This window comes from Pseudomonas sp. AC193, from assembly GCF_979258075.1.
In genome coordinates, this window is sequence record NZ_OZ409832.1 from 54564 (window position 1) to 78896 (window position 24333).

Here is a 24333-nt window from a genome sequence, read left to right on the forward strand (position 1 = left end):
CCTTAGAGGTATTACCGGGCGATTGGCGTGAGTCGCAGCAAATGAATCCGACGGCTGTCGGCGTTCAGGATGCGGAAACGATAGGCGCCGATTTCAGTGATTTCGTTGCGTTTTGGCAAGTGCCCGAACGCGCTCATCACCAGACCGCCGACGGTGTCGAACTCGTCGTCGGAGAACTCGCTGTCGAAGAACTCGTTGAAGTTCTCGATCGGCGTCAGGGCCTTGATCAGGAAATCACCACTGGGCAGCGGCTTGATGTAGCTGTCTTCTTCGACGTCGTGCTCGTCTTCGATGTCGCCGACGATCTGTTCCAGCACGTCTTCGATGGTTACCAGACCGGCCACGCCGCCGTATTCGTCGATGACGATGGCCATGTGGTTGTGGTTGGCGCGGAATTCACGCAGCAACACGTTCAGACGCTTGGACTCCGGCACGAACGTGGCCGGGCGCAGCAGATCCTTGATGTTGAAGCTGTCGCCGTTTTCCTTGAGGATCAGCGGCAGCAGATCCTTGGCCAGCAGCACGCCCATCACGTCGTCATGGCTTTCGCCGATGACCGGGTAGCGCGAGTGGGCCGAGTCGACCACGGCCGGGAGGAATTCACGGGGTGTCTGGGTCGCCTTGATGCTGATCATCTGCGAGCGCGGCACCATGATGTCGCGTACTTGCAGGTCAGCCACCTGAATGGCGCCTTCGACGATGGCCAGCGCTTCGCTGTCCAGCAGTTTGTTCTGATGTGCATCACGCAGCAGCTCGAGGAGCTCCTGACGGTTCTTCGGCTCGTGGGCAAAAGCCTGGGTGAGTTTACCCAGCCATGACTTCTGCCCGTTGCTCGATCGATCTTCGCTCATAGCGATTACTCTGAATCCTTTGTTGTAACGATAGGGGATGTTTCGGTTTCGTCGTCCGCGTACGGATCGGGATAGCCCAATTCGGCAAGCAACTCGCGTTCCAGTGCTTCCATTTCTTCGGCTTCGTCGTCATCTATATGGTCGTAACCAAGCAGATGCAAGCAGCCGTGAATGACCAGATGCGCCCAGTGGGCCTTTAGTTCCTTGCCTTGCTCGGCGGCTTCGCGCTCAACCACCGCCACGCAGATCACCAGATCGCCGAGCAACGGGATGTCGAGAAACTCGTCGGGCACGTCAGCAGGGAACGACAGGACGTTGGTCGCGTAATCCTTTTGGCGCCAGGTGTGGTTGAGCTCGCGGCCTTCTTCCTCGTCGACCAGACGAATGGTCATTTCCGAGTCAGCGGTGCGCTGGCGCAGGGCCAGTTCGCACCACAGACGGAAGTCGGCTTCACTCGGCGCGTTCGCTTCAGTCGCGATTTGCAGGTCTAGCTCAAGCATTTCGCGAGGTGTCCTTGGGTGCTTCGTCACGGTTTTCGAAGCGCTCGTAGGCTTCGACAATCCGCTGTACCAAAGGATGGCGCACGACGTCTTTCGGCTGGAAGTGCGTGAAACTGATGCCTGGCACGTCTTTGAGCACTTCGATCACATGGTGCAGCCCCGATTTGGTGCCTTTCGGCAGGTCGACCTGGGTGATGTCACCGGTGATGACCGCTGTAGAACCAAAGCCAATCCGCGTGAGGAACATTTTCATCTGTTCAACGGTGGTGTTCTGGCTCTCGTCGAGAATGATGAAGCTGTTGTTCAGCGTGCGACCGCGCATGTAGGCCAGCGGCGCAACTTCGATCACCTGGCGTTCGATCAGCTTGGCGACGTATTCGAAGCCGAGCATCTCGTAGAGCGCGTCGTAGAGCGGGCGCAGATACGGGTCGATCTTCTGCGACAGATCGCCGGGCAGGAAGCCGAGTTTCTCACCCGCTTCAACCGCCGGACGCACCAGCAGGATGCGGCGGATCTGCTCACGCTCCAGTGCATCGACAGCGCAAGCCACGGCCAGATAGGTCTTGCCGGTACCGGCCGGGCCAATGCCGAAGTTGATGTCGTTACCGAGGATTTCCTTCACGTAGCGCAACTGATTCAAGCCGCGCGGGCGAATCATGCCTTTCTTGGTGCGCAGGGCGACGGAGGCTTCGGCGGGGGCGTGATTGTCCAGCTCGACGACGGCCGATTCCTGCAGGAACAGGTGCACCGTATCTGGCGACAGCTCTGAACCTTTGGTTTCCCGGTACAGGCGACGAATCAGATTTTCCGCAGACGTGGTGTGTTTGGGGTCGCCGATCAGCTCGAACTGGTTTCCGCGGTTGCGGATCTCGATCGTCAGGCGCTGTTCGATCAAGCGCAAATGCTCGTCGAATTGCCCGCACAGATTGGCGAAGCGGCGAGCCTCAAAGGGCTCGAGGATAAAACGATGTGGTTCTATGGGTGCGTTCAAGGTCGTATTTAGCCGCCCTGGGGCAATTAAGATGAAATCAAGGATAACGCCAGAGGCTTGGGTGCGAAAGCTCTTAAATAAGGTTGCCCGGTTTCAGACTCTGACGCTGTACCTGTGGGAGCGGGCTTGCTCGCGAAAGCGTCGTGTCAGCCACCATAAACGTTGCTGATACACCGCTTTCGCGAGCAAGCCCGCTCCCACAAGGGAAATGTGGTGTTACTGAATCAACGAGCCGCGCAGCGAGTGCGGCTGTGCGGCATCGATGTGCACATCAGCAAACTGGCCGATCAGGGTTGGATTGTCGCAGCGGAAGTTGACGATACGATTATTCTCGGTGCGCCCTTGCAGCTCGCCCGGGTCTTTCTTCGAGTAATCGGTCACCAAAATGCGCTGAACGGAACCGACCATTTGTCGGCTGATCTCGAAACCTTGCTGATTCAGGCGATGTTGCAGCGCGTTCAGGCGCTCCTTTTTCAACTCTTCCGGGGTCTCGTCAGCCAGATCGGCAGCCGGGGTGCCCGGGCGTTGGCTGTAAACGAACGAGTAGGAAAAGTCGAAACCGACGTCGGCAATCAGCTTCATGGTCTGTTCGAAATCTTTCTCGGTCTCGCCGGGGAAACCGACGATGAAGTCCGAGCTGATGCAGATCCCCGGCACCGCCGCACGCAATTTGCGCAGCTTGGATTTGTACTCCAGCGCGGTGTGGTTGCGCTTCATCGCCGCGAGAATCCGGTCGGAGCCCGATTGCACCGGCAAGTGCAGATGCTTCACCAATTCCGGCACATCGGCGTGGGCCTGGATCAGGCTGTCGGAGAATTCCAGCGGGTGCGAAGTGGTGTAGCGAATGCGATCGATGCCATCAATCGCGGCGACGACGCGGATCAGTTCAGCCAGATCAGCCAGACGACCATCATGGGTCGTGCCGCGATAACCGTTAACGTTCTGCCCCAGCAGCGTCACTTCGCGCACGCCGTTTTCAGCGAGGTGAATCACTTCGGCGATCACGTCATCGAACGGCCGGCTGACTTCTTCGCCACGGGTGTACGGCACCACGCAGAACGTGCAGTACTTGCTGCAGCCTTCCATCACCGACACATAAGCGCTCGGGCCATCGATGCGTGGCTCGGGCAAGTGGTCGAATTTTTCGATTTCAGGGAACGACACGTCGACCTGCGGCAGCTTGGTGATGCGTGCTGCGTCGATCATTTCCGGCAGGCGGTGCAGGGTCTGCGGGCCGAACACCACATCAACGTACGGCGCGCGATCACGGATCGCCGCGCCTTCCTGGCTGGCCACGCAACCGCCGACGGCGATCACCATGTCCGGGTTGGCGAGTTTCAGTTCGCGCCAGCGGCCGAGCTGCGAGTACACGCGATCTTGTGCGCGCTCGCGGATCGAGCAGGTGTTGAGCAGAATCACGTCGGCGTCTTCCGCGCGCGCGGTGACTTCCAGGGCCTGATGTTCACCCAGCAGATCGACCATGCGCGAGCTGTCGTACTCGTTCATCTGGCAACCGTGGGTTTCGATGTAAAGCTTCTTGGCCATGGATTAGTGTCGTCACGTGATTCAAAGAACCCGGCATTATAGGGAACAAGCCCTCAGGTTCCTACCGCTGTGCGTCCGGAGGCTATGCTATAGTTTGCGCCCTCATTTTTATCCCCGATGTTATCCCCCCGCCATGACCAAACGCGAAGCTCCAATCTATAAGGTGATTTTCCTCAACCAGGGCCAGGTGTTCGAAATGTACGCCAAGCAGATCTATCAAAGTGATCTGTGGGGTTTTCTGGAAGTGGAAGAGTTCGTCTTTGGCGAGCGCACGCAAGTGGTCGTCGACCCGAGCGAAGAAAAGCTCAAGGCGCAGTTTGAAGGCGTGGTACGCAGCTTTGTGCCGATGCATTCGATTGTGCGCATCGACGAAGTGGAACGTCTGGGCACCCCGAAAATCAGCGAAGCCCGCGGCGCGGTCGGCAATGTGATGCCGTTCCCGATGCCGATGCCTGAGAAGTAAGCCGTAAGACCGAGTCGCCTCATTCGCGAGCAAGCCCGCTCCCACAGGGGAATGCATTCCAATGTGGGAGCGGGCTTGCTCGCGAAGAGGTCAGAAAGGTCGATGCAAAAATCAGGGAAGGGGCGAGAACGGCGTACGCCCATCGGCGCTCTGCAATTCCATCAGGTATTTACGGAAAATTTGCCCAAGCACCTGCGTGGCAGTCTCAAGGTCTTCGCGGGACATTTTTTCGGACACTTCGTCGGCCGTATCCAGCGCATCTTCCGCGCCGTTGACCGCAGCCATCTTCAGAACGATATACGCCTGAATGTTGTTGGCCTGCACGCCTTCACCGTGGAAGAACATCGTGCCGAGTTTGAATTGCGCCTGAGCGTGGCCTTGCAACGAGGCTTTTTCGAAGTAGCTCAGGGCTTGATTGAGGTCGCGCGGCGCATTTTTGCCGTCGTAGTAGAACTCACCCAACTCGTATTGCGCTTGCGCATCCCCTTCGTCCGCCGCTTTCTGGCAGGCGGCCAGTGCCTGCGTGACGTCTTGCGGCTGAGTATTGAGGGTGCAACGACCCATCGCCGGGATCAACAACGAGTTGCCGCCTGCTTGTGCATGCGCGAGCAGGGGCTGAAGGAGCAACAGGCAGCCCAAGGCAAGGGTGCGGCCGGTGCGGTTCATGGGAATCGACTTACCTCTGAAGGGCACGCGGACCCATCGAGGGATCCAATAAGCGCGCATTATGAAATAAGCAGGGCCAACCTTACAAAGTCTTTACTCGTTTTTCTGCTGCGCGGGGAATATATCGCCCACTTTAGGGAAGATTTTTAGCAGGAGCATCGGAAAAACAGCGCGGATGTAGGTGAATGCTGACGCTGGCGATAGCCAACGTCAGCGGTACGGCAATTACTTCAGTGCAGCGAAGGCGTGTTCGGCAGCTTCCAGCGTCAGTTGCAACTCGGCTTCGCCGTGAGCGATCGAGGTGAAACCGGCTTCGAAGGCACTCGGTGCCAGGTACACGCCACCTTCCAGCATCAGGTGGAAGAAGCGACCGAACAGAGCCGCGTCGCTGGCCATCACGTCTTCAAAAGTGACGATGTCGTCGGCGCCGCTGAAGTACAGACCGAACATGCCGCCGGCCTGGGTGGTCACGAACGGAATGCCAGCGGCATCGGCGCGTTGTTGCAGACCGTCGAGCAGACGCGTGGTGTAGTCGGTCAGCTCGGCGTGGAAACCCGGACGGCTGATCAAACGCAGGGTGGTCAAACCGGCGGCCATGGCCAGCGGGTTACCCGACAGCGTACCGGCCTGATACACCGGGCCCAGCGGCGCGATGCGTTCCATGATTTCACGCTTGCCGCCGAAGCAGCCAACCGGCATGCCGCCACCGATGATCTTGCCGAAAGTAGTCAGGTCAGGGTTTACGCCGTAGTAAGCCTGAGCACCGCCGAGGGCAACGCGGAAACCGGTCATCACTTCGTCGAAAATCAGCACCACGCCATGTTTGTCGCACAGCGAACGCAAGCCTTCGAGGAAGCCCGGCGCTGGCGGCACGCAGTTCATGTTGCCGGCTACCGGCTCAACGATGATGCATGCCACTTCGTCGCCCACTTCCGCCAACATCTTTTCAACGGCGTCGATGTCGTTGAACGGCAGGGTCAGGGTGTGTTTGGCGAACGCCGCCGGCACGCCGGCCGAGCTCGGTACGCCTTGGGTCAGCGCGCCGGAACCGGCCTTGACCAGCAGGCTGTCGGAGTGGCCGTGGTAGCAGCCTTCGAACTTGATGATGCTGTCGCGGCCGGTGTAACCACGGGCCAGACGGATTGCGCTCATGGTCGCTTCAGTACCGGAGCTGACCATGCGCACCATGTCCATCGAAGGCACCAGCGAGCAGACCAGGTCGGCCATCTCGGTTTCCATCGCGGTCGGCGCGCCGTACGACAAGCCGTGTTGCAGCTGATTGCGCACCGCGTCGAGCACGTCCGGGTGGCTGTGGCCGAGGATCATCGGGCCCCACGAACCGACGTAATCGACATAACGCTTGTCGTCTTCATCAGTGACGTAAGCGCCTTCAGCGTGCTTGAAGAACAGCGGCGTGCCGCCCACGCTCTTGAATGCGCGGACTGGCGAGTTCACGCCACCGGGAATGTGTTTCTGGGCGTTGGCAAACAGGGTTTCGGAACGAGACATGATCGGGCTCTCAATCTTCAGGATTTGAACAATTCGTTGAACGCGCGGGCGCGGCGGGTCACTTCGGCGGTGCTCTCGGCACCGAACAAACCGTGAACCACGGCAAGCAGGTCGACGCCGTGGGCCACCAGCGGCGCAGCGTTGTCGAGGCTGATGCCGCCAATCGCGCAGATCGGCAGGTGCAGCGTGCGTTTGGCTTCGTCGAGCAGGTCGAGGCTGCAGGTCGGCGCGCCAGGCTTGGTGTTGGAATTGAAGAAGCGGCCGAAGGCGACGTAACTCGCGCCTTCTTTGGCGGCTTGTTCGGCCAAGGCGATTTGCGCATGGCAGGTCGAGCCGATGATGGCTTTTGAACCGAGCAGGGCGCGGGTCGGCGACAGCGGGCCGTCGGTCTGGCCGAGGTGCACGCCGACGTTGAGGCGCGCGGCCAGTTCGGCGTCATCGTTGATGATCAGTTGCGTTTTGTAGCGCTCGCACAGATCGCGCAACGCTTCGGCCTCGCGCAGACGGCGGGCCTCGTCGTTGCTCTTGTCGCGGTATTGCAGCAGGGTGACGCCACCTTCCAGCGCCGCCTCCACATAAGACAGAAACTTGCCGGCCAGCAATTCGCTGTCGGTAATGGCATACAGGCCACGTAGTTTCATCGGGCAGACCTCACGACGTTACGAGCAGAAATCCAGCGGCAGGCGACGCGGGACGAACTGGCCTTTGCCCAGTTGTTCGGCATCGCGCAGGGTGCGCCAGGTGTAATCGAGTGCACTGCGCACGGCGCTGGCCAGGTGTTCGCCTTGCGCCAGTCGACCGGCCAAAGCACTGGCCAGTGTGCAACCGGAACCGTGATAGCTGCCCGGCAGGCGCTGGCAGATAAAGGTTTCACGCAGACCGTCGCGGCTGTACACGCGGTTGTGGATTTCAGTTTCGTCGCCGTGGCCGCCGGTGATCAGCAGGTTTTTGACGAACGGCAGGAGTTTTTCAGCGCACTCGTCGGCGGTGCCTTCGGGCAGTTCGGCGAGGATGCGCGCTTCAGGGAGGTTAGGGGTGGCAATGATCGACAGCGGCAGCAGACGCTCGCGCATCGCATAGCCGACCTCGTCCTTGCCCAGGCGACCGCCGCCGCCGGCGCGCAGCACCGGGTCGCAGACCACCGGCAAGTGCGGGTGCGCCGAGAGCAGTTCGACAACGGTGTCGACCATCTCCAGCGAACCGAGCATGCCCAGTTTCACTGCAGCGACTTCGGAATCGTTGAGCACGGCATTGGCTTGAGCCAGTACCCACTCACGGTCGAGGACGCGGAAGTCAGTGACGTTGACGGTGTCTTGCACGGTCAGGGCGGTGACGGCCGGAGCCGCATGGCAACCCTGCGCGAGCAGGGCTTCGATATCTGCCTGCAAGCCGGCGCCACCACTTGGGTCGTGGCCGGAGAGACAGAGGACAACGGGGCGGGAGCTGTAGATATTCATGGTGCGCGAGCTTACCACCAAAGCTGATTTACGGGTGTGGCTGGCGGAGCAAGATCAAAAGATCGCAGCCTTCGGCAGCTCCTACAGGAAAATCCAGATCAATGTAGGAGCTGCCGCAGGCTGCGATCTTTTGATCTACCTGACCAACCCAACAGCTCTAGTCCGCTGCTTTGCTCTGAAACGCCCGTTCTAGAGCCTTTGTAGGAAAAATTTCGATGGTGCTCAATGGCCAGCAGCGGCTATGCTAGTCTGGATCCAAACCAATAACAGGTAATACCGGTTTTACGTCTACTCAAGGAATGGGGGGGCTTCCTGACATAACCGGACGAGCCACGCTGGGGCTTCAATGCGCTATTTGCTGATGTTGCTGTTTTGCTTGCCCCTCATGGCGAGCGCCGTCGAATTCGACGAATTCACCCAGAACCTGCCTTTGGGCCGGTCGCTGCAAGTGTTCGAAGACCCAAGTGGTCAGGCGAGCATTGCCGACGTCCGCGCGCAGGCCGCTGCCGGCAATTTCAAAGCCCATGACAAAGCCACGCTCAACGCCGGTTATTCGCGTTCGGCGTTCTGGCTGAAAATCGATCTGCATTACCGCCCGAGCAACCCCGCCGCCCAGCGCACCTGGTTGCTCGAGCTGGCTTATCCGCCGCTCGATCATCTTGATCTGTACTTGCCCGACGCCAATGGCGATTATCAACTGATCCGTCAGACCGGCGACGCTTTGCCGTTTGCCAGCCGCGAAATCCGCCAGAACAACTACCTGTTCGACCTCGTCTTCGAACCCGACCAACAACAAACCGTGTACCTGCGACTGGCCAGCGAAGGCTCGATCCAGGCACCGGTAACGTTGTGGTCGAGCACTGCGTATCTCGAAGACCAACCCGTGCGCCTGTATGTGCTCGGTATTATTTATGGCGTGCTGCTGGGGATGGTGGTTTACAACCTGTTCATCTACCTCAGCGTGCGCGACACCAGCTACCTCTATTACATCTTCTACATCGCCTCGTTTGGCCTCTATCAACTGTCGGTCAACGGCGCGGCGGTCGAGTACTTCTGGCCGAACAATCCGTGGTGGGCCAACGCCGCGACCCCGTTCTTCATCGGTTGCGCCGGCCTGTTCGGCAGCCAGTTCGCGCGCAGTTTCCTGCAGACCAAAACCCATAGCCGTGGGCTCGATCGCGTCTTGATCGGCCTGATCGCGTTCGGTGCGCTGGTCATCGGTCTGTCCTTGATGACCAGTTACGCGCTGGCCCTGCGCCTGGCGACGACGCTGGCACTGACCTTCACCGTGGTGATTTTTGCCGCAGGGATTCTGGCCTGGTGGCGCGGTTTGCGGGTGGCGCGGTACTTCATCATTGCCTGGTCGGCGTTTTTGCTCGGCGGTATCGTCAACACGCTGATGGTGCTGGGCCTTCTGCCAAACGTGTTCCTGACCATGTACGCCAGCCAGATCGGTTCGGCCATCGAAGTGGCGCTGCTGTCGCTGGCGCTGGCCGACCGCATCAACGCGATGCGCGAGCAACAGGCGCAGACCCTGTACGACGCCGGGCAGAAACTCGAAGTGCTCAACCAGCAACTGGCCCACAGCAACAAGCTCAAAGATGAATTTCTGGCGACTCTGACCCACGAACTGCGCACGCCGATGAACGGTGTGATCGGTTCGCTGGAATTGATGCAGACCGTCGAGATGGATCCGGAGCTGGAGCAATATCAGCAAACCGCCGCCGGTTCCGCGCGTGACATGATGCGCATGGTCAACGGCATCCTCACCCTCACCGAATTGCAGGCCGGCAAGCTCAAGGCCTCGCCGGGCAGTTTCAGTTTGCGTGGCGTGGTCGAATCGTTGCGCGCGCAGTTCGACGGCAACGCGGCGAGCAAGTCGCTGGACTTCAAGGTCGACGTGCTGCCAACCCTGCCTGATCGTCTGCACGGCGACAGCGCCAAACTCGCGCAATGCCTCGAATGCCTGCTGGATAACGCGATCAAGTTCACCCGCGTGGGCGGGCTGGCGTTGCGGGTCACCGGCAAACCGTCGACGGGCAATCGTCTGGCGCTGTCGTTTGCGGTGATCGACACCGGTATCGGTTTCACCGATCTGGGCGAGGCGACGATGTACCAGCGCTTCTTCCAGCTCGACGGTTCGATGACCCGCGAATACGGTGGCCTCGGCGTCGGTCTGGCGATCTGCCGACAATTGGTGGAACTGCTCGGCGGCAAACTCACGCACCGTTCCGAACCTGGCAGCGGCAGTCGCTTTCAGCTGGATGTCGAGTTTGAATTGCCGGTGGTTGAGGCCGCGCCGAATCCTGCGCCTGGCGGTGATTGCATTCGCGCGCCGCAGGACTGCACGGTGTTGCTGGTCGACGACAACAGCGTCAACCAACTGGTGATGCGCGGCATGCTGCTCAAGCTCGGTTTCCGCGTGCGCACCGCCGACAGCGGCGCGACGGCGCTGGACTGCCTGCGGCGAGAAACCTTCGACGCGGTGCTGATCGATTGTCAGTTGCCCAGCCACGAAGGCGCGTCATTGTGCTGCCAGATTCACGCGCTGCCGGGTTGTGCGAACTTGCCGGTGTTCATGTTGGCGTTGAACGCAGATCGAGAGCTATGCGCCACGGGCGTCGCGGTCGATTACCTGAACAAACCAGTGAAATTCGAGGATTTGCAGTCGGCGCTGGAGCGTCGAGTGTTGAGCTGCTGACAGGGTAAAAGCGCCGCGAATTCGGCGCCTATGACACTTTGATCGACAGGGAGCCGGTGCTTAACTGAGCTTTCTGGAGAGCCAAGGAGCCCGTCATGAACCTGCATCAGTTCGCCGAAACCCACGAAGTCACCAACCAGCCGCCGTCGCTGGACGGCACCAACCTGTACCGCATCGACCTGCCGTTGCAGGAGTGGTCGCGCAGGTTCGGCGCCGGTTGGGCCGAGTCGCGGATCGATGCCTACGGCGCGCTGGCCGGCGGGCCGTTGATGGAAGCCGGGTTCCTCGCTAACCAAAACAAACCCATATTTGTCAGCCATGATCGCTACGGCCATCGTATCGATCTGGTGGAATTTCATCCGGCTTATCACGAGCTGATGCGCACGGCGATCGAGCATGGTTTGCACTCGATGCCGTGGACGCATCCACAGGACGGCGCCCACGTCGCCCGCGCCGCGATGAGTTATCTGCACAGCCAGGCCGAGGCCGGCAGCGGTTGCCCGCTGACCATGACTTTCGCCAGCGTGCCGGCCCTGCGTCTGCAACCGAATCTCGCCGAGCAATGGCTGCCAAAAGTCCTCGCCACGGAATACGACCCACGCAACGTCGGCATGGCGCACAAGGCTGGCGTGACCATCGGCATGGCCATGACCGAGAAACAGGGCGGCACCGACGTGCGCGCCAACACCACCAAGGCGTATCCGGTCGGCGCGAGTGGCCCGGGCGAGGCGTATGAGTTGGTCGGACACAAATGGTTTTGCTCGGCACCGATGTGCGACGCGTTCCTGACCTTGGCGCAGACCGACAAGGGTTTGAGCTGCTTCCTGCTGCCGCGCCATCGCCCGGACGACACGCGCAATCAGTTCTATATCCAGCGCCTGAAAAACAAACTCGGCAACCAGTCCAACGCTTCCAGCGAAGTGGAATTCCGTGGCGCGCTGGCGTGGATGGTCGGCGAAGAAGGGCGCGGCGTACCGACCATTATCGAGATGGTCGCGATGACCCGTTTCGATTGCATGGTCGGTTCCAGCTCGCTGATGCGTCAGGCGCTGACCCAGGCCAGCCATCACTGCGCGCACCGCAAGGTCGGCGGAAAACTGCTCAGCGAACAGCCATTGATGCAAAACGTGCTGGCCGATCTGGCCCTGGAAAGCGAAGCCGCGCTGGCCCTGAGCTTGCGCATGGGCAAGGCGCTGGATCATCTCGACGATCGCCACGAAGCGCAGTTTGCGCGGCTGGTGACAGCGGTGGGCAAGTATTGGATCTGTAAACGCGCGCCGGGGATGATCAACGAAGCGGCGGAATGCATGGGCGGCGCCGGGTATGTTGAAGAGAGCATCCTGCCGCGTTTGTACCGCGAGGCGCCGGTGAACTCGACGTGGGAAGGTTCGGGGAATGTGCAATGCCTCGACGTGCTGCGCGCGTTGTCGAAAGAGCCGGGTGTGCTGGATGTGTTGTTCAGCGAGCTCGGTGATGGCCACGGCGACAAACGCCTGGCCGCGCATATTCAACAGTTGCAGGCGCAGTTCAAGGATACGAGCGACATTCAGTATCGGGCGCGGCAGTTGACTGAGGACATCGCGCTCGGTTTGCAGGCCAAGCTATTGCTGGAGGCCGGGAACTCAGCCGTCAGCGATGCCTTCATCGCCAGCCGGCTGAGCGGTGGTGGCCGCGCCTACGGCGCCTTGCCACGCGGCCTCGACATCGAAGCCCTCGTCGCCCGCTCAACCCCACAAATCCTCTGACCCCCCACAAATCCCCTGTAGGAGCTGCCGAAGGCTGCGATCTTTTGATCTTATAAACAGCAAGATCAAAAGATCGCAGCCTTCGGCAGCTCCTACAGGGATTGGGGTGGCGCTTATATTGTGCGGTTGCCAACATGCCACTGTTCCCGTGACGCCACGATGCAGGCAAGATGAAGCTCTGCAAGTCAGAACACAGGAAGCTGATCGTGACCGAAGCGTTTATTGTTGTTCAAACCGCCGAACAAGCCGTGGATCGTCTCGCCGAGCTGCATGAGCGGGCCACCACTGCGCTGAACTCGGCGCTCAAGCGTTACCTGAAAGATCGCGTCGAACCCGACGCTGCGCAGCGTGCTCTGTTTCGTTATCCCGAACTGCGTCTGACCTACCATTGCCAGGGCGAAGTGCCGCAGACCACCCGCGCGTACGCCAAGGTGCAATTGCCGGGCACTTACAGCGTCACCGTCACCCACCCGGCGGCGTTCCGCAAATATCTGCTCGAACAGCTTGTACCGTTGATGCACGATTTCACGGTGACCGTGGAAGTCGGCGTCAGCCAGCAAAACATTCCGTATCCGTACGTGGTCGAGCAGGGCGATGAACTGGCCGGTTCCGGCGTTACCGCTGCCGTGCTGGCGCGGGTGTTCCCGAGTACCGACCTGTCCGCCGCCACCGATGGCATCGCCGACGGTCTCTACGATTGGGAAAACACCGATCCGCTGCCGCTGGCCTTGTTCGATGCGGCGCGCGTGGATTTCTCCCTGCGTCGTCTGGTGCATTACACCGGCAGCGACTGGCGTCATGTGCAACCGTGGATTCTGCTGACCAACTATCACCGCTACGTCGACCAGTTCATCGTTCATGGTCTGGAGCAGTTGCGCAGCGATCCGCGTTTCGTGCGCATGGTCTTGCCGGGTAACGTGATCATCGAAAAGAGCATGGATCACGGCGAAGCCTCGGCAATCGCTGCCGGTGTGGTTTGGCACCGTTATCAGATGCCGGCCTATCACCTGATCGCCAACGATGGCCACGGCGTGACGCTGGTCAACATCGGCGTCGGCCCGTCTAACGCCAAGAACATCACCGACCACTTGGCCGTGCTGCGTCCGCACTGCTGGCTGATGATCGGTCACTGCGGTGGCCTGCGTCAGTCGCAGACCATTGGCGACTACGTGCTGGCCCACGCTTACATGCGTCGCGACGGCATTCTTGACCGCGTTGTACCGCCGAACATTCCGATCCCGGCACTGGCCGAAGTGCAAATGGCGCTGCAACAGGCAGCGGCCAACGTCACCGGCGAGAAGGGCGACGATCTGAAAAAACGCCTGCGTACCGGCACCGTGCTGACCTACGACGACCGTAACTGGGAATTGCGTTGGGCGCAGGAACGACCGTTGATCAACCTGTCCCGCGCCGTCGCGGTGGACATGGAAAGCGGCACGATTGCCGCGCAGGGTTACCGCTTGCGGGTGCCGTACGGCACGTTGTTGTGTGTTTCGGACAAACCGCTGCACAGTGAAATCAAGCTGCCGGGTTCGGCCAACGCGTTCTATGAGCGCGCGGTCAGCCAGCACTTGAAGATCGGCATCGAAGCGGTCGATCTGCTGCGCACCGAACTCAACTCGCTGCACTCGCGCAAACTGCGTAGCTTCGACGAACCGCCGTTCCGTTAACGGTTAGTCGTGGTCATTTGGCGGTCGGGGCACTAGCATTGTCAGCCCTGATCGCTAAATGTTTGCCCTCCCTATGTCTCGTCCCCCGCGTCCACCTTCCCGCCGCCCTGGCGCGAAGCCTCAGTCGTCTTCGCCACGCCGTGTTGCCAAGGCACCTCCGGCCGAGCCGAAACTGATCCTGTTCAACAAACCATTCGATGTGCTGACGCAATTCAGCGATGGCGAAGGGCGGGCGACGCTCAAGGATTACATTGATGTGCCCGGCATTTACCCGGCCGGACGTCTGGATCGCGACAGTGAGGGATTGCTGTTGCTGACCAACGACGGGCAGTTGCAGGCGCGCATCGCTGATCCGAAACACAAACTGGCGAAGACCTATTGGGTACAGGTTGAGGGCGTGCCGACGGATGAGCAGTTACAGCGTCTGCGTGATGGCGTTGAGTTGAACGACGGCATGACCTTGCCCGCTGAAGCGCGGCAGCTGGACGAGCCTGAGCTGTGGCCGCGCAACCCGCCGGTGCGTTTTCGCGCGTCCATACCGACGTCGTGGCTGGAGTTGGTGATTCGGGAAGGGCGCAACCGTCAGGTACGACGCATGACCGCGGCGGTCGGGTTGCCGACGTTGCGGCTGGTGCGGGTGAAGATTGGTGACTGGACGATCGAAGGGCTCGATCAGGGCCAGTGGAAGGAAGTGCCGGCGCGCTTATAGAGCGCCGGATTCGATCAGGCCGATCACCACACTTTTGATGATGAACGCGGCCACGCCCAAGCCCAGCACGAAGAACAAAATGAACGAACCAAAGCGCCCGGCCTTGGACTTCTTCGCCAGATCCCAGACGATAAAACCCATGAAAATGATCAGGATGCTGACCAGACCGGTCATCATCCACTCTTCAAATACGGCTGGATCCATTGGGGTTCTCCGGCATGGGCGCGGCTAAAAGGGCGCGGCGAGTATACGCCAAGGGCGGATGGCGGGGCATTGACCTGCGTCGGTGTGCCGCAGTCATTTGTCGCCTGTGCTGGACTCTTCGCGAGCAAGCCCGCTCCCACAGGGGAATGCATTCCAAATGTGGGAGCGGGCTTGCTCGCGAAGGCGTCCTCAGCTACGCAAATGAGTCAACGGCAATTCAGTGCTGTTGAGCACCTGATTCAGCACAAAACTCGAGCGCACGCTGGTCACGCCTTCAATGCGTGTGAGGTGGCCGAGCAACAACTTCTGATAGTGATCCATATCCGGCACTACCACTTTCAACTGGTAATCGGCATCCACACCCGTGACCAGGCTGCACTCCAACACCTGCGGTAACGTGCGAATCGCCGCTTCGAAATTCTCGAAGCGCTCCGGCGTATGCCGATCCATGCCGATCAGCACATAGGCAGTCAAACTCAGCCCAAGCATCTTGCGATCCAGCAACGCGACCTGACGCGAGATATAGCCGTCGTCTTCCAGTTGCTTGACCCGGCGCGAGCAAGGCGAGGGCGACAGACCGATGCGCTCGGCCAACTCCTGGTTGGAGATGCGGGCGTCGCGCTGCAATTCCGCCAAAATGCTCAGGTCGTAACGGTCGAGTTTGCTCATCAATCTGTCCTTGGTTGTAACTATTGCGGCGGATTATCTATCCAGGGTTAAAAATTGCGCAAGTGGTGTTTATTTCAGCAATCTTCGCAATCCTCTGTCGCGGCCTCAGGCCTATTCTTATCACCAGAATCACTGCTCGGTAACACAGTCCACGCGGCCCGCCCTATAAGGCCTGCCGCGGCCGCCACCCCCACCGGGGTTGTGCCGGCCCCCGAGCTGCACACTGTCCAGAAGACGGCGTGAGGTGAGCCGACGTCATAAGCGTCGAGCCAGGACGAAGTTCTCTAAAGGGAGGCCGACGGGTCTCCCTTTTTTCTTGCCTGCGATTTCATCTTGCGGCGCTCAATAAATAAGTTGCGCGACTGATAACCTGTTGCAGAACCGGATGTTCCCGACCCGGTCTTAGTTACAGGCCGCCCTTAATTACAGGCCTCAGTGAGGAAAAGCATGAAGTCGCGCATCTGGCGTCTGGCCGGTGTTGGTGTGTTGTGTGTGAGTGTCAGTGTGCAAGCGCTGGCCGATGATCCAGAGAGCCGCAGCCCGAATGGCGGGCAGCACGGGCAGGGGCATCAAGGCAATAACCAAGGGCATGGCGGCGAAAATCAGCCGCGTCCACAAAACAATCCGCAGCAAAACCAGGCGCGTCCGCAAAATCAGCCGCCGCAGAATCAACCGCGCCCGCAGAACAACGAAGTCATTCGTGGCGACAACAGCCGTCAGTTCGAACACAACGGCCAGCCGCACAATAACAATGGCCAATGGCAAAACCATGACCAGAATCGGCCTGGCTATAACCCCAACCCGGTGCGTCAGCCGCCACCGCCGCCACAAATGCCGGCCAACAGTTTGCCGATCCAGTCGCGGCCCGACACCGTGCGCCAGACTCAGGAACCGCGTCAGGGTTACTACCGCGACGAGCGTTCGCAAAATGGTTACAACAATAACAACCAACATTGGCAGACCAACAACCGGCCCAATGACTACCGGCCCAACGACAATCGCTGGCCGGGACGTCCGGACGGGCATGGCAACGGTTGGGGGCCGGGCCCGCAATATCGGCCGGGGCATGTGATCGACCGCTTCCCGGATCGCGACTATCGCGTGCCGTATCGCGGGCAGGATTATTTCTATTCCGGTGGCTACTGGTACCGCCCGCAAGGCCCGCGCTACATCGTCGTGCAACCACCGCGCGGGATCCGCATTCAGTACTTGCCGGACTATTCGCGAGAAGTGTGGATCGGTGGTTCGCTACTGTTTCTCGCCGCCGGTTCCTACTACGCCTATCAAGAAGCGACGCAGGATTACGTGGTGGTCGAGCCGCCCGTGCAGCAACAGCCGCAACCGCAATCCCAAGGCTATGACGTCGAAGCCTATCCGGCCAACGGTCAGTCGCCGGAGCAAGTGCAGCAGGACGGTTATCAGTGCTATCAGTACGCAGTGCAGCAAAGCGGTTTCGACCCGCGCACCGCGACCTATCAACCGGCGCCCGAAGTGGTTCAGGCGTACCGACAAGCTCAGGGCAATTGCCTGAGCAGTCGCGGTTATCAGGTTCAGTAAAAGCAGCTGCGAGCTGCACGTTTCGAGCTACAAGCTTGAAGCTTGCGGCTCGCGACTTGTCGCTGCTTTTATCGGATCGGCGTGCACCAGCACTTCGGCGCGCGGGTAGGCTTGGTGGATGGCATCGGCGGCTTGATCGCTGATGCCGTGTGCCACTGACAGCGTCAACTCTCCCGGCAATTCCAGGTGCAACTGCACAAACCAATGGTTGCCGGAGATCCGCGTGCGCAAGTCATGCGCACCCAATACCCCCGGCACGCTGCACGCCAGTTCGAGCATGTGCTGACTGACGTCCGCCGGCAGCTCTTCATCCATCAACACCGAAAAACTTTCCCGGGCGATCTGGATCGCGCTCCACAGAATGTACGCAGCGATCCCCAGACCGAACCACGCATCCAGTTGATCAAAACCAAACCCGGCCAAAATCAGCGCAATCAGAATGCTGCCGTTGAGCAACATGTCCGAACGATAGTGCAGCGAATCCGCGCGCACGGCATTAGAGCCAGTCTGCTTGATCACCCGATGCTGCAACACCAGCAGCGCCGCCGTCAGCAGCAGCGAAAACACAATCACGCCGATGCTCAGCCATGGCGCGCCAAGCGGCTGCGGATCGTGCAGTCGTTCGTACGCCTGAAACGCAATCAACACCGCACTGCCACCGATGAACAGCGCCTGCGCCATGCCCGCCAGCGACTCTGCCTTGCCGTGGCCATAACGGTGATCGTCATCCGCCGGACGCAGTGCGTAATGCACCGCCAGCAGGTTGAGCATCGAGGTGATGCCATCCAGCGCCGAGTCGGTGAGCCCGGCGAGCATGGCCACCGAACCGCTTAGCCACCAGGCGATGGCTTTGGCGACGATCAGCATGCAGGCGACCGCCACCGAGGCGCGGGTCGCCAGCCGTAGCAGGCGAGCGTGTTCGGGGCTGGAGGTCATTGCGTTTCCTTTTTAAGCGGCAGGTTGCAGGCCGAACATCGCCAGTTGCTGCGTGCTGCCCTTGTGTTGAATCAGGCGCGGGTCATCCAGAGGGAAGTCCTTGCCCAGCTCGCTTTCGAGAATAGCCTGCAACTTGTGGTTATCGACCTGACCGTCCGGGCCGATGGCTTGTTTGAGTTTGGCCGGATCGATCTGCGCGGTGTGGCCCGGTTCGAAATAAATCGCGCCAGTGGCGAAGTCGACGGCAAACGCGATCAGGCCCGGGATGATGTAGAAGAGCAGGCCCACGGCATCGAGCACGGCAATCGCCGGGTCGACTTTGCCGTCAATCTGACCGCGACGATCCGGGTAGAAAATCGAACCGCACGCCGTGATTTGCGTGAGCAGGGTGGCGACCAGTACACCGCCGATCAGGCGAAAAGGTAAGCGCATGGGAAATCTCCTGATTGATCTAAGAACGAAGAGTCGTCGAGTGAAGTTAAGACCCTGACGAACGCCTTGCAGTTCGCCGTTATACTCGGCCTGGCAGGGCGTGCCCACAGTAAATTGCGGCCTCGTCTCACCCCTACCGAAATACGTTGAGGATTGAAGTTGTTTTCTCCAGATCGACACCGCGTGAAGGCTAATGAATCCTGTCGGGGTTCGGCCCTCCGGGCTAAAGCTGTGAGCGCGCCATGCTGCGTTGCGAGACTTGGCAAGGAAACGACCCTTACCTGCGTCCCGCGCCTTGCCTGGCACGCTCACAGCTTTAACGCGACTCGCAATTTACTGTGGGCACGCCCTGGTGAGCCAGCATGAATTCTTTGCCGATTGATGAAGTTTTACCCGCCCTGCGTGAAGCCTTGGCGACTCGCCATGAAGCCGTGCTCCAAGCACCGCCCGGCGCCGGTAAAACCACCCGCGTGCCGTTGGCGTTGCTCAATGAAGCGTGGCTGGCCGGGCAGACCATTCTGATGCTCGAACCGCGCCGCCTCGCCGCGCGTGCAGCCGCAGAACGGCTGGCCAGCGAGTTGGGCGAGAAGGTCGGGGAAACCGTCGGTTATCGCATTCGTCTCGACAGCAAGGTTGGCCCCAATACGCGTATCGAAGTGGTCACCGAAGGCATTCTCACCCGGCGTTTGCAAGATGATCCTGCGCTGGAAGGCGTCGGCCTGCTGATCTTCGACGAATTCCACGAACGCAGTCTTGATGCCGACCTGGCGCTGGCCTTGAGTCTGAACGGTCGCGAGCTATTTCGAGCTGAACAGCCGCTGAAGATTCTGCTGATGTCGGCCACCCTCGAAGGCGAGCGCCTGGCCGGGTTGCTCGATGACGCGCCGATCCTGCGCAGCGAAGGCCGCATGTACCCGGTGACGATGCGCTGGGGCCGGCCGTTTCAGCCCGGCGAATACATTGATCAGCGCGTTACGCAAACCGTGCTCGAAGCGCTGCACGATGAAACCGGCAGTGTCTTGGTGTTCCTGCCAGGGCAGGCGGAAATCCGTCGCGTGCATCAACAATTGGTCGACGCGATGGGTGAGCGCAGCGATGTGTTGCTCTGCCCGTTGCATGGCGAACTCGACCTCAATGCGCAACGCGCGGCGATCGATCCGGCGCCGCCCGGTCAGCGCAAAGTGGTGCTGGCGACCAACATTGCCGAAACGAGTCTGACCATCAACGGCGTGCGCGTGGTGATCGATGCCGGGCTGGCGCGGGTGCCGCGTTTCGATCCGGGCAGCGGCATGACCCGGCTCGACACTCAGCGGATTTCCAAGGCCAGCGCCACTCAGCGTGCGGGCCGGGCAGGGCGTCTGGAACCGGGCGTTTGTTATCGCTTGTGGTCGCAGGATCAGCACGAACAGTTCGCCGCTTATGGCAGTGCGGAAATTCTTTCGGCGGATCTCGCCAGCCTCGCGCTGCAACTGGGACGTTGGGGCGTGACGCCGGGCGAACTGGTGTGGCTCGACGTTCCGCCAGCGGCAGCTTATGCACAGGCGCAGGATTTGTTGCAGCGGCTCGGCGCGCTGGAAGGCGAGGCGCTGACGACCCACGGTCAGGCCATGGCTGAGTTACCGGCGCATCCGCGCATCGGTCATTTGTTGTTGCGCGGTCAGGCATTGGGGCTGGCGAACATGGCGTGCGATGTCGCCGCGTTGCTCGGCGAGCGCGATATCTTGCGCGGTGCCGGCGCGGATTTGCACAGTCGTCTGGTGTTGCTGTCCGGCGAAGAACGCGCTGCGCGTGGTGCGCAGGGCGGTGTGCAGCGTGCCCGGCAACTGGCGCGGCAATATCGTGGATATCTGCGTGGCAAGGCGAGTGAGCCGGTCAGCGATCCCGATCATCCACGCTGGCTCGGTGCGTTGCTGGCGCTGGCCTATCCCGATCGCGTCGCGCAACAACGGCGTGCCGGTGGCGCCGAATATCGTCTGGCCAATGGTCGTGCGGCGCTGTTTGCGGAAGCCGACAGCCTGATGAAAGAACCGTGGATCGTCATCGCCGACCTCGGCAGCCGGCAGGGCCAGCGTGAAGAACGTATTTATCTGGCAGCGGATTTTGATCCGGCGCTGTTCGATTCCGTGCTCGCCGAACAAGTGCGCAACGTCGATCAACTCGACTGGGACGAGCGCGAAGGCGTGCTGCGCGCCGAGCGTCAGCGCAAGGTCGGCGAGCTGATTCTCAGCCGTGAACCGCTGACCGGTCTCGACGAAAATGCGCGCAGTCAGGCGCTGGTGAATCTGGTGCGACGCAAAGGTCTGGAGCTGCTGCCGTGGACGCCGGAGCTGCGTCAGTGGCAGGCGCGAGTGGCGCTGTTGCGGCAACTTGATCTGACTAATCAGAACGACAGTCAGTGGCCGGACGTCAGCGATGCAACCTTGCTCAACACCCTCGAAGATTGGCTGATGCCTTATCTGGGCAAGGTCTCGCGGCTCAGCCATTTTGCCAATCTGGATCTGTCGAGCATCGTGCGTAATCTGCTGCCGTGGCCGCTGCCGCAGAAGCTTGACGAGCTGGCGCCGCATCATCTGAGCGTGCCGTCGGGGTCGTCGATTCGGCTGGACTACAGCGAGTCTCCGCCAATTCTTGCGGTGCGTTTGCAGGAGTTGTTCGGGCTCGCCGATACGCCACGGATCGCCGGCGGGCGCCAGGTGGTCAAGTTGCATCTGCTGTCGCCAGCAAGACGTCCGGTGCAGGTGACGCAGGATCTCGCCAACTTCTGGCGCAGCACTTATGCCGAGGTGAAGAAGGATTTGAAGGGGCGGTATCCGAAGCATTACTGGCCGGATGATCCGTTGGTGGCGGAGGCTACTGCGCGGGCGAAGCCGCGCGGTACTTAGTCCGTATGGCATTGAAAATACGCTGCCCATAGAGGCCGACGGCCAGGCCGAGCACGATCAGAACCACTGCGAGGACTTTGCTCGCCGGCACGCTTTCGTGAAAGATCGCCACCGAACCGAGCATGCCGAAGATGGGTACCAGCAACGACAGCGGCGCGACGGTCGATACCGGATAAGTCTTGAGCAACGAGTTCCAGATCCAGTAGGCGAATAGCGTGTTGGGGTAAACCTGAAACAGGATCGACAGCACAGCGGTCGTATCAACCTGACTGACGAACGTGGTGTAGCCGGCGCTGCCGTTAACCGCGTAGTCGAGGGCGAATAACGGAATCGGCGCGAAGGCGCTGAACCAGACGAGGAAAGCAAAAACCTCCTTGGTGCTGGCCTTTTTGTTGATGATATTGGCGATGCTCCACGACACGGCACCCAGCAGTACTAGCAGCACGCCGGGCAGACTCACCGAGCCGTCGCTGATCAGGATGATGCACAGCAAACCGCCGAGCGCGATCAGCATGCCCAGCACCTGAAAACGCGTCAGCGCTTCCTTGAACACCCAACCACCGAGGAGGAGAGTGAAGAAGGCGCTGAATTGCAGGATCAGCGAAGCAATCCCCGCCGACAGCCCGGCCTTGATACCGAGGTTGACGATGCCCCACAGGCCGATGCCGAACACCAGTCCGTAACCGATGATGTAGCGCCACGGCACATTCGGTTTGCGGATGAAAAAGATCGCCGGTAACGCACAAAGGCTGAAGCGAATCCCCGCGAGGGTGAAGGGATCTACGGTGGTCAGTCCCAGCTTGATCACCGAGAAATTGACGCCCCAGATTGCCGTAATCAGTACAGCCAATACGACGTGCAGTGGTCTCATGAATGATCTGCCTTGATAGTGGTGGGTGAACAGCGGGTCAGCAGATTGGGCGATGTCGGCTGATGGCCAACTCTTGCTGGTGACGATGGAATGGTTATCGAGAGCTCAGCGTCAGGTACATCCAGTAGAGCAAAGCAATGCCGCTGAAAGTTGCACCTAATATACAAACAGCCACCCAGCCCCAATGCGCATAGGTGTAAGTGGCTGCAATTGCACCGGCACCACTGCCCACCGAGTAGAAACACATATAGGCGCCCACCAGACGGCTTTGCGCGTCGGGCCGTGCGGCAAAAATCAGGCTCTGGTTGGTCACGTGTACCGCTTGCACGGCGAAGTCCAGCAGCACCACACCGACCACCATGGCGAGCAACGAGCTTTCAACAAATGCAGTCGGCAACCAGGACAGCGTCAACAGTGCCAGGGCAATGCCGGTGGTGCGATTGCCCAGACCCTGGTCGGCCAGACGTCCGGCGCGTGCCGCCGCCAGCGCACCCGCCACGCCGGCCAGACCGAACAGACCGATCTGCGTGTGTGAAAGTGACAATGGCGGCGCGCTCAGTGGCAAGACCATGGCGGTCACAACACGCTGAAGGCGGCGAAGATCAGCAGAGCAAACGTGCCGCGGACGCGCAGCGTGGGTTCGCTGAGATATAACTGGAACACCGAGCCGAGCAGGCGCCAGTAGCTGCCTTTGGTGGGCGGCGTGGTCGAGGCCGGCATCGTTCGATACAGCACCAGCGCCATGCCGACCATCAAGGCCGCCGACACGAAGTAGACGCCGCGCCAGCCGGCGAGGTCAGCTACTGCGCCAGAAACGAAGCGCGCGAGCAGAATGCCCAGCACCACACCGCTGGTCACGGTGCCGATGGCCTGACCACGTTGATCCGGGCTGGCGAGAGTCGCGGTGTAGGCGACCACCACTTGCACCACAACCGCCATCAAACCGACCAGCACCATCGCGCCGAGCAGCATGCCCCAGTCCTGAGCCAGCCCGACCGCACACAGCGCCACGGCACTCAGCAACATCTGCGTGAGGATCAGGCCTTTTCGGTTGAGCAAGTCGCCCAGCGGCACGATGAACAACAGACCCACTGCGTAACCAGCCTGTGTCGCTGTGACCACGATACCAATCGTGCTCGGAGCGACCGAAAGGCTGGCAGCCATCGACTCCAGCAACGGTTGAGCGAAGTAGACGTTGGCCACGGCCATGGCGCAGGTAATGGCGAAGAGAAATGTCTGGTAACGACTTAAACCGGCACGATCTGGACTCTGTAAAGGCGCGCAAGCGGCGGCTCCGGCGCCCGTGTTTTCGGCTTCGACGTCCATCTTCGAAGGCTTTTGAGGGTTCAGCGACATCATTCCATCCTTGGGAATAACTGGTTTCTAAACGAAACCGATGCGTTGATTTTTAGCAAAACTGGTTTTAATCTACAACTAGTTTTTCAAAATATTTTTGTCTGACGTTAGAACTCTTTTGCAACGCACTTCCCTTAAATTGGAGAAACATGGCCAGACAGCAGCTACTGGCACAAAGCGAATGTCCTGTGGCCCGCACGCTTGAGGCTATCGGCGATCGCTGGGTGTTGATGATCATCCGTGACGCGTTTGATGATGTGCGTCGCTTCAGTGAATTCCAGAAGCGTCTGGGCCTGGCGAAGAACATCCTCACGGTGAAACTCAAGAGGCTGGTCGAGCTGGGTGTGTTCGACATCCAGCCCGCTTCCGACGGCACGGCCTACAAGGAATACGTGCTGACCGAGATGGGGCGTGCGGTGTTTCCCATCGTGATCAGCATGCGTCAGTGGGGGGAGCGTTACTTGTTCAGCAAGGGCGAGAGCTATTCAGTGCTTCTGGACAATGATCACGCGGAGCCGGTCGAGACCATTGCTGTGCGTTCCAGGGCGGGCAAGGTGCTGAGCCCGGCGGATTGCCACCGTCGCGTAGTCAAGCGCCGCACTTGAAGTCCGCGCGGGCT

22 protein-coding genes and 1 pseudogene are annotated in these 24333 nt (G+C 60.3%); 9 read left to right on the forward strand and 14 right to left on the reverse strand.

Annotation, left to right across the window (positions count from 1 at the left end):
- Nucleotides 1-11: 11 nt before the first annotated feature.
- From ACZZ0D_RS00255 to miaB, 4 genes are all read right to left on the reverse strand, one after another.
- Nucleotides 12-851, reverse strand: coding sequence for an HlyC/CorC family transporter (locus ACZZ0D_RS00255; RefSeq protein WP_007909641.1), 840 nt, complete (start codon nt 849-851; stop codon nt 12-14).
- Nucleotides 852-856: 5 nt separating this feature from the next.
- A complete protein-coding gene (ybeY, locus tag ACZZ0D_RS00260; protein WP_053124144.1) occupies nt 857-1351 on the reverse strand; it encodes an rRNA maturation RNase YbeY in 495 nt (164 codons plus the stop codon).
- Complete coding sequence (locus tag ACZZ0D_RS00265; protein WP_038361873.1) at nt 1344-2342, reverse strand: PhoH family protein; 999 nt, start codon at nt 2340-2342, stop codon at nt 1344-1346. Before ACZZ0D_RS00265 ends, ybeY begins: the two co-directional genes overlap by 8 nt.
- A 216-nt stretch (nt 2343-2558) precedes the next feature.
- Entirely contained in the window at nt 2559-3887 is a 1329-nt protein-coding gene (miaB, locus tag ACZZ0D_RS00270; protein ID WP_122592708.1) for a tRNA (N6-isopentenyl adenosine(37)-C2)-methylthiotransferase MiaB, read from the reverse strand.
- 133 nt (nt 3888-4020) lie between these two features.
- Here miaB and ACZZ0D_RS00275 point away from each other — a divergent pair, with 133 nt between their 5' ends.
- Nucleotides 4021-4350 (forward strand): DUF1820 family protein, encoded by a 330-nt coding sequence (locus ACZZ0D_RS00275; RefSeq protein WP_003185742.1) that lies wholly within the window; start codon nt 4021-4023, stop codon nt 4348-4350.
- 111 nt (nt 4351-4461) lie between these two features.
- Here the strand turns inward: ACZZ0D_RS00275 and ACZZ0D_RS00280 are convergent, their stop codons facing one another.
- The 4 genes from ACZZ0D_RS00280 to ACZZ0D_RS00295 all read right to left on the reverse strand — a co-directional run bounded on the left by ACZZ0D_RS00280 (nt 4462) and on the right by ACZZ0D_RS00295 (nt 7982).
- Nucleotides 4462-5016: a tetratricopeptide repeat protein gene (locus ACZZ0D_RS00280; protein WP_003228518.1), complete on the reverse strand. Its 555-nt coding sequence runs from the start codon at nt 5014-5016 to the stop codon at nt 4462-4464.
- Nucleotides 5017-5241: 225 nt separating this feature from the next.
- The gene (hemL, locus tag ACZZ0D_RS00285) at nt 5242-6525 is read right to left on the reverse strand and encodes a glutamate-1-semialdehyde 2,1-aminomutase (protein WP_463552197.1); all 1284 of its coding nucleotides are present in this window, start codon (nt 6523-6525) and stop codon (nt 5242-5244) included.
- A 17-nt stretch (nt 6526-6542) separates the two neighbouring features.
- Nucleotides 6543-7166 (reverse strand): thiamine phosphate synthase, encoded by a 624-nt coding sequence (gene thiE / locus ACZZ0D_RS00290; protein WP_008081079.1) that lies wholly within the window; start codon nt 7164-7166, stop codon nt 6543-6545.
- Between the two features lie 18 nt (nt 7167-7184).
- Nucleotides 7185-7982, reverse strand: coding sequence for a hydroxymethylpyrimidine/phosphomethylpyrimidine kinase (locus tag ACZZ0D_RS00295; RefSeq protein WP_007909650.1), 798 nt, complete (start codon nt 7980-7982; stop codon nt 7185-7187).
- Here ACZZ0D_RS00295 and ACZZ0D_RS00300 point away from each other — a divergent pair.
- From ACZZ0D_RS00300 to ACZZ0D_RS00320, 5 genes are all read left to right on the forward strand, one after another.
- Complete coding sequence (locus ACZZ0D_RS00300; protein WP_282356945.1) at nt 7981-8175, forward strand: hypothetical protein; 195 nt, start codon at nt 7981-7983, stop codon at nt 8173-8175. The genes ACZZ0D_RS00295 and ACZZ0D_RS00300 overlap by 2 nt on opposite strands.
- 153 nt (nt 8176-8328) lie before the next feature.
- On the forward strand, nt 8329-10683 hold the full coding sequence (locus tag ACZZ0D_RS00305) for a 7TM diverse intracellular signaling domain-containing protein (RefSeq protein WP_463552198.1): 2355 nt from the start codon (nt 8329-8331) through the stop codon (nt 10681-10683).
- A 95-nt stretch (nt 10684-10778) separates the two neighbouring features.
- Nucleotides 10779-12428: an acyl-CoA dehydrogenase family protein gene (locus ACZZ0D_RS00310; RefSeq protein WP_463552199.1), complete on the forward strand. Its 1650-nt coding sequence runs from the start codon at nt 10779-10781 to the stop codon at nt 12426-12428.
- Between the two features lie 170 nt (nt 12429-12598).
- On the forward strand, nt 12599-14098 hold the full coding sequence (gene amn / locus ACZZ0D_RS00315) for an AMP nucleosidase (RefSeq protein ID WP_162130776.1): 1500 nt from the start codon (nt 12599-12601) through the stop codon (nt 14096-14098).
- A 73-nt stretch (nt 14099-14171) separates the two neighbouring features.
- Nucleotides 14172-14807, forward strand: coding sequence for a pseudouridine synthase (locus ACZZ0D_RS00320; RefSeq protein WP_463552200.1), 636 nt, complete (start codon nt 14172-14174; stop codon nt 14805-14807).
- On the opposite strand, the gene ACZZ0D_RS00325 is transcribed toward ACZZ0D_RS00320, so the two are convergent.
- Nucleotides 14802-15011, reverse strand: a complete 210-nt coding sequence (locus ACZZ0D_RS00325) for a DUF2788 domain-containing protein (protein WP_003228500.1) — start codon at nt 15009-15011, stop codon at nt 14802-14804. The genes ACZZ0D_RS00320 and ACZZ0D_RS00325 overlap by 6 nt on opposite strands.
- Before the next feature lie 189 nt (nt 15012-15200).
- On the reverse strand, nt 15201-15680 hold the full coding sequence (locus ACZZ0D_RS00330) for an Lrp/AsnC family transcriptional regulator (RefSeq protein WP_007909658.1): 480 nt from the start codon (nt 15678-15680) through the stop codon (nt 15201-15203).
- A 447-nt stretch (nt 15681-16127) separates the two neighbouring features.
- On the opposite strand from ACZZ0D_RS00330, the gene ACZZ0D_RS00335 reads away from it, so the two are divergent.
- A complete protein-coding gene (locus ACZZ0D_RS00335; RefSeq protein WP_463552201.1) occupies nt 16128-17237 on the forward strand; it encodes a DUF6515 family protein in 1110 nt (369 codons plus the stop codon).
- 27 nt (nt 17238-17264) lie between these two features.
- Here ACZZ0D_RS00335 and ACZZ0D_RS00340 read toward each other — a convergent pair whose 3' ends face one another.
- Both ACZZ0D_RS00340 and ACZZ0D_RS00345 read right to left on the reverse strand, forming a co-directional pair.
- Nucleotides 17265-18173: a cation diffusion facilitator family transporter gene (locus ACZZ0D_RS00340; RefSeq protein ID WP_463552202.1), complete on the reverse strand. Its 909-nt coding sequence runs from the start codon at nt 18171-18173 to the stop codon at nt 17265-17267.
- A gap of 12 nt (nt 18174-18185) precedes the next feature.
- Nucleotides 18186-18605, reverse strand: coding sequence for a hypothetical protein (locus tag ACZZ0D_RS00345; protein WP_008081098.1), 420 nt, complete (start codon nt 18603-18605; stop codon nt 18186-18188).
- A gap of 362 nt (nt 18606-18967) precedes the next feature.
- Here ACZZ0D_RS00345 and hrpB point away from each other — a divergent pair, with 362 nt between their 5' ends.
- Nucleotides 18968-21487, forward strand: coding sequence for an ATP-dependent helicase HrpB (hrpB, locus tag ACZZ0D_RS00350; protein ID WP_463552203.1), 2520 nt, complete (start codon nt 18968-18970; stop codon nt 21485-21487).
- Here hrpB and ACZZ0D_RS00355 read toward each other — a convergent pair.
- Together ACZZ0D_RS00355 and ACZZ0D_RS00360 are read right to left on the reverse strand one after the other, a co-directional pair.
- The gene (locus ACZZ0D_RS00355) at nt 21456-22358 is read right to left on the reverse strand and encodes an EamA family transporter (RefSeq protein WP_463552204.1); all 903 of its coding nucleotides are present in this window, start codon (nt 22356-22358) and stop codon (nt 21456-21458) included. The two genes, hrpB and ACZZ0D_RS00355, sit on opposite strands and share 32 nt — an antisense overlap.
- A gap of 94 nt (nt 22359-22452) precedes the next feature.
- Nucleotides 22453-23714: pseudogene (locus ACZZ0D_RS00360) on the reverse strand (MFS transporter).
- Between the two features lie 149 nt (nt 23715-23863).
- On the opposite strand from ACZZ0D_RS00360, the gene ACZZ0D_RS00365 reads away from it, so the two are divergent.
- The gene (locus ACZZ0D_RS00365; protein ID WP_053124106.1) at nt 23864-24319 is read left to right on the forward strand and encodes a winged helix-turn-helix transcriptional regulator; all 456 of its coding nucleotides are present in this window, start codon (nt 23864-23866) and stop codon (nt 24317-24319) included.
- Nucleotides 24320-24333 lie beyond the last annotated feature (14 nt).

Excerpts from the sequence above, each read along its gene's own strand:
- ACZZ0D_RS00255 (WP_007909641.1), bottom strand. The coding sequence starts at position 851 with ATGAGCGAAGATCGATCGAGCAACGGGCAGAAGTCATGGCTGGGTAAA.
- ybeY (WP_053124144.1), bottom strand. The coding sequence starts at position 1,351 with ATGCTTGAGCTAGACCTGCAAATCGCGACTGAAGCGAACGCGCCGAGT.
- miaB (WP_122592708.1), bottom strand. The coding sequence starts at position 3,887 with ATGGCCAAGAAGCTTTACATCGAAACCCACGGTTGCCAGATGAACGAG.
- ACZZ0D_RS00275 (WP_003185742.1), top strand. The coding sequence starts at position 4,021 with ATGACCAAACGCGAAGCTCCAATCTATAAGGTGATTTTCCTCAACCAG.
- ACZZ0D_RS00280 (WP_003228518.1), bottom strand. The coding sequence starts at position 5,016 with ATGAACCGCACCGGCCGCACCCTTGCCTTGGGCTGCCTGTTGCTCCTT.
- hemL (WP_463552197.1), bottom strand. The coding sequence starts at position 6,525 with ATGTCTCGTTCCGAAACCCTGTTTGCCAACGCCCAGAAACACATTCCC.
- thiE (WP_008081079.1), bottom strand. The coding sequence starts at position 7,166 with ATGAAACTACGTGGCCTGTATGCCATTACCGACAGCGAATTGCTGGCC.
- ACZZ0D_RS00300 (WP_282356945.1), top strand. The coding sequence starts at position 7,981 with ATGGTGCGCGAGCTTACCACCAAAGCTGATTTACGGGTGTGGCTGGCG.
- ACZZ0D_RS00295 (WP_007909650.1), bottom strand. The coding sequence starts at position 7,982 with ATGAATATCTACAGCTCCCGCCCCGTTGTCCTCTGTCTCTCCGGCCAC.
- ACZZ0D_RS00305 (WP_463552198.1), top strand. The coding sequence starts at position 8,329 with ATGCGCTATTTGCTGATGTTGCTGTTTTGCTTGCCCCTCATGGCGAGC.
- ACZZ0D_RS00310 (WP_463552199.1), top strand. The coding sequence starts at position 10,779 with ATGAACCTGCATCAGTTCGCCGAAACCCACGAAGTCACCAACCAGCCG.
- amn (WP_162130776.1), top strand. The coding sequence starts at position 12,599 with ATGAAGCTCTGCAAGTCAGAACACAGGAAGCTGATCGTGACCGAAGCG.
- ACZZ0D_RS00320 (WP_463552200.1), top strand. The coding sequence starts at position 14,172 with ATGTCTCGTCCCCCGCGTCCACCTTCCCGCCGCCCTGGCGCGAAGCCT.
- ACZZ0D_RS00325 (WP_003228500.1), bottom strand. The coding sequence starts at position 15,011 with ATGGATCCAGCCGTATTTGAAGAGTGGATGATGACCGGTCTGGTCAGC.
- ACZZ0D_RS00330 (WP_007909658.1), bottom strand. The coding sequence starts at position 15,680 with ATGAGCAAACTCGACCGTTACGACCTGAGCATTTTGGCGGAATTGCAG.
- ACZZ0D_RS00335 (WP_463552201.1), top strand. The coding sequence starts at position 16,128 with ATGAAGTCGCGCATCTGGCGTCTGGCCGGTGTTGGTGTGTTGTGTGTG.
- ACZZ0D_RS00340 (WP_463552202.1), bottom strand. The coding sequence starts at position 18,173 with ATGACCTCCAGCCCCGAACACGCTCGCCTGCTACGGCTGGCGACCCGC.
- ACZZ0D_RS00345 (WP_008081098.1), bottom strand. The coding sequence starts at position 18,605 with ATGCGCTTACCTTTTCGCCTGATCGGCGGTGTACTGGTCGCCACCCTG.
- hrpB (WP_463552203.1), top strand. The coding sequence starts at position 18,968 with ATGAATTCTTTGCCGATTGATGAAGTTTTACCCGCCCTGCGTGAAGCC.
- ACZZ0D_RS00355 (WP_463552204.1), bottom strand. The coding sequence starts at position 22,358 with ATGAGACCACTGCACGTCGTATTGGCTGTACTGATTACGGCAATCTGG.
- ACZZ0D_RS00365 (WP_053124106.1), top strand. The coding sequence starts at position 23,864 with ATGGCCAGACAGCAGCTACTGGCACAAAGCGAATGTCCTGTGGCCCGC.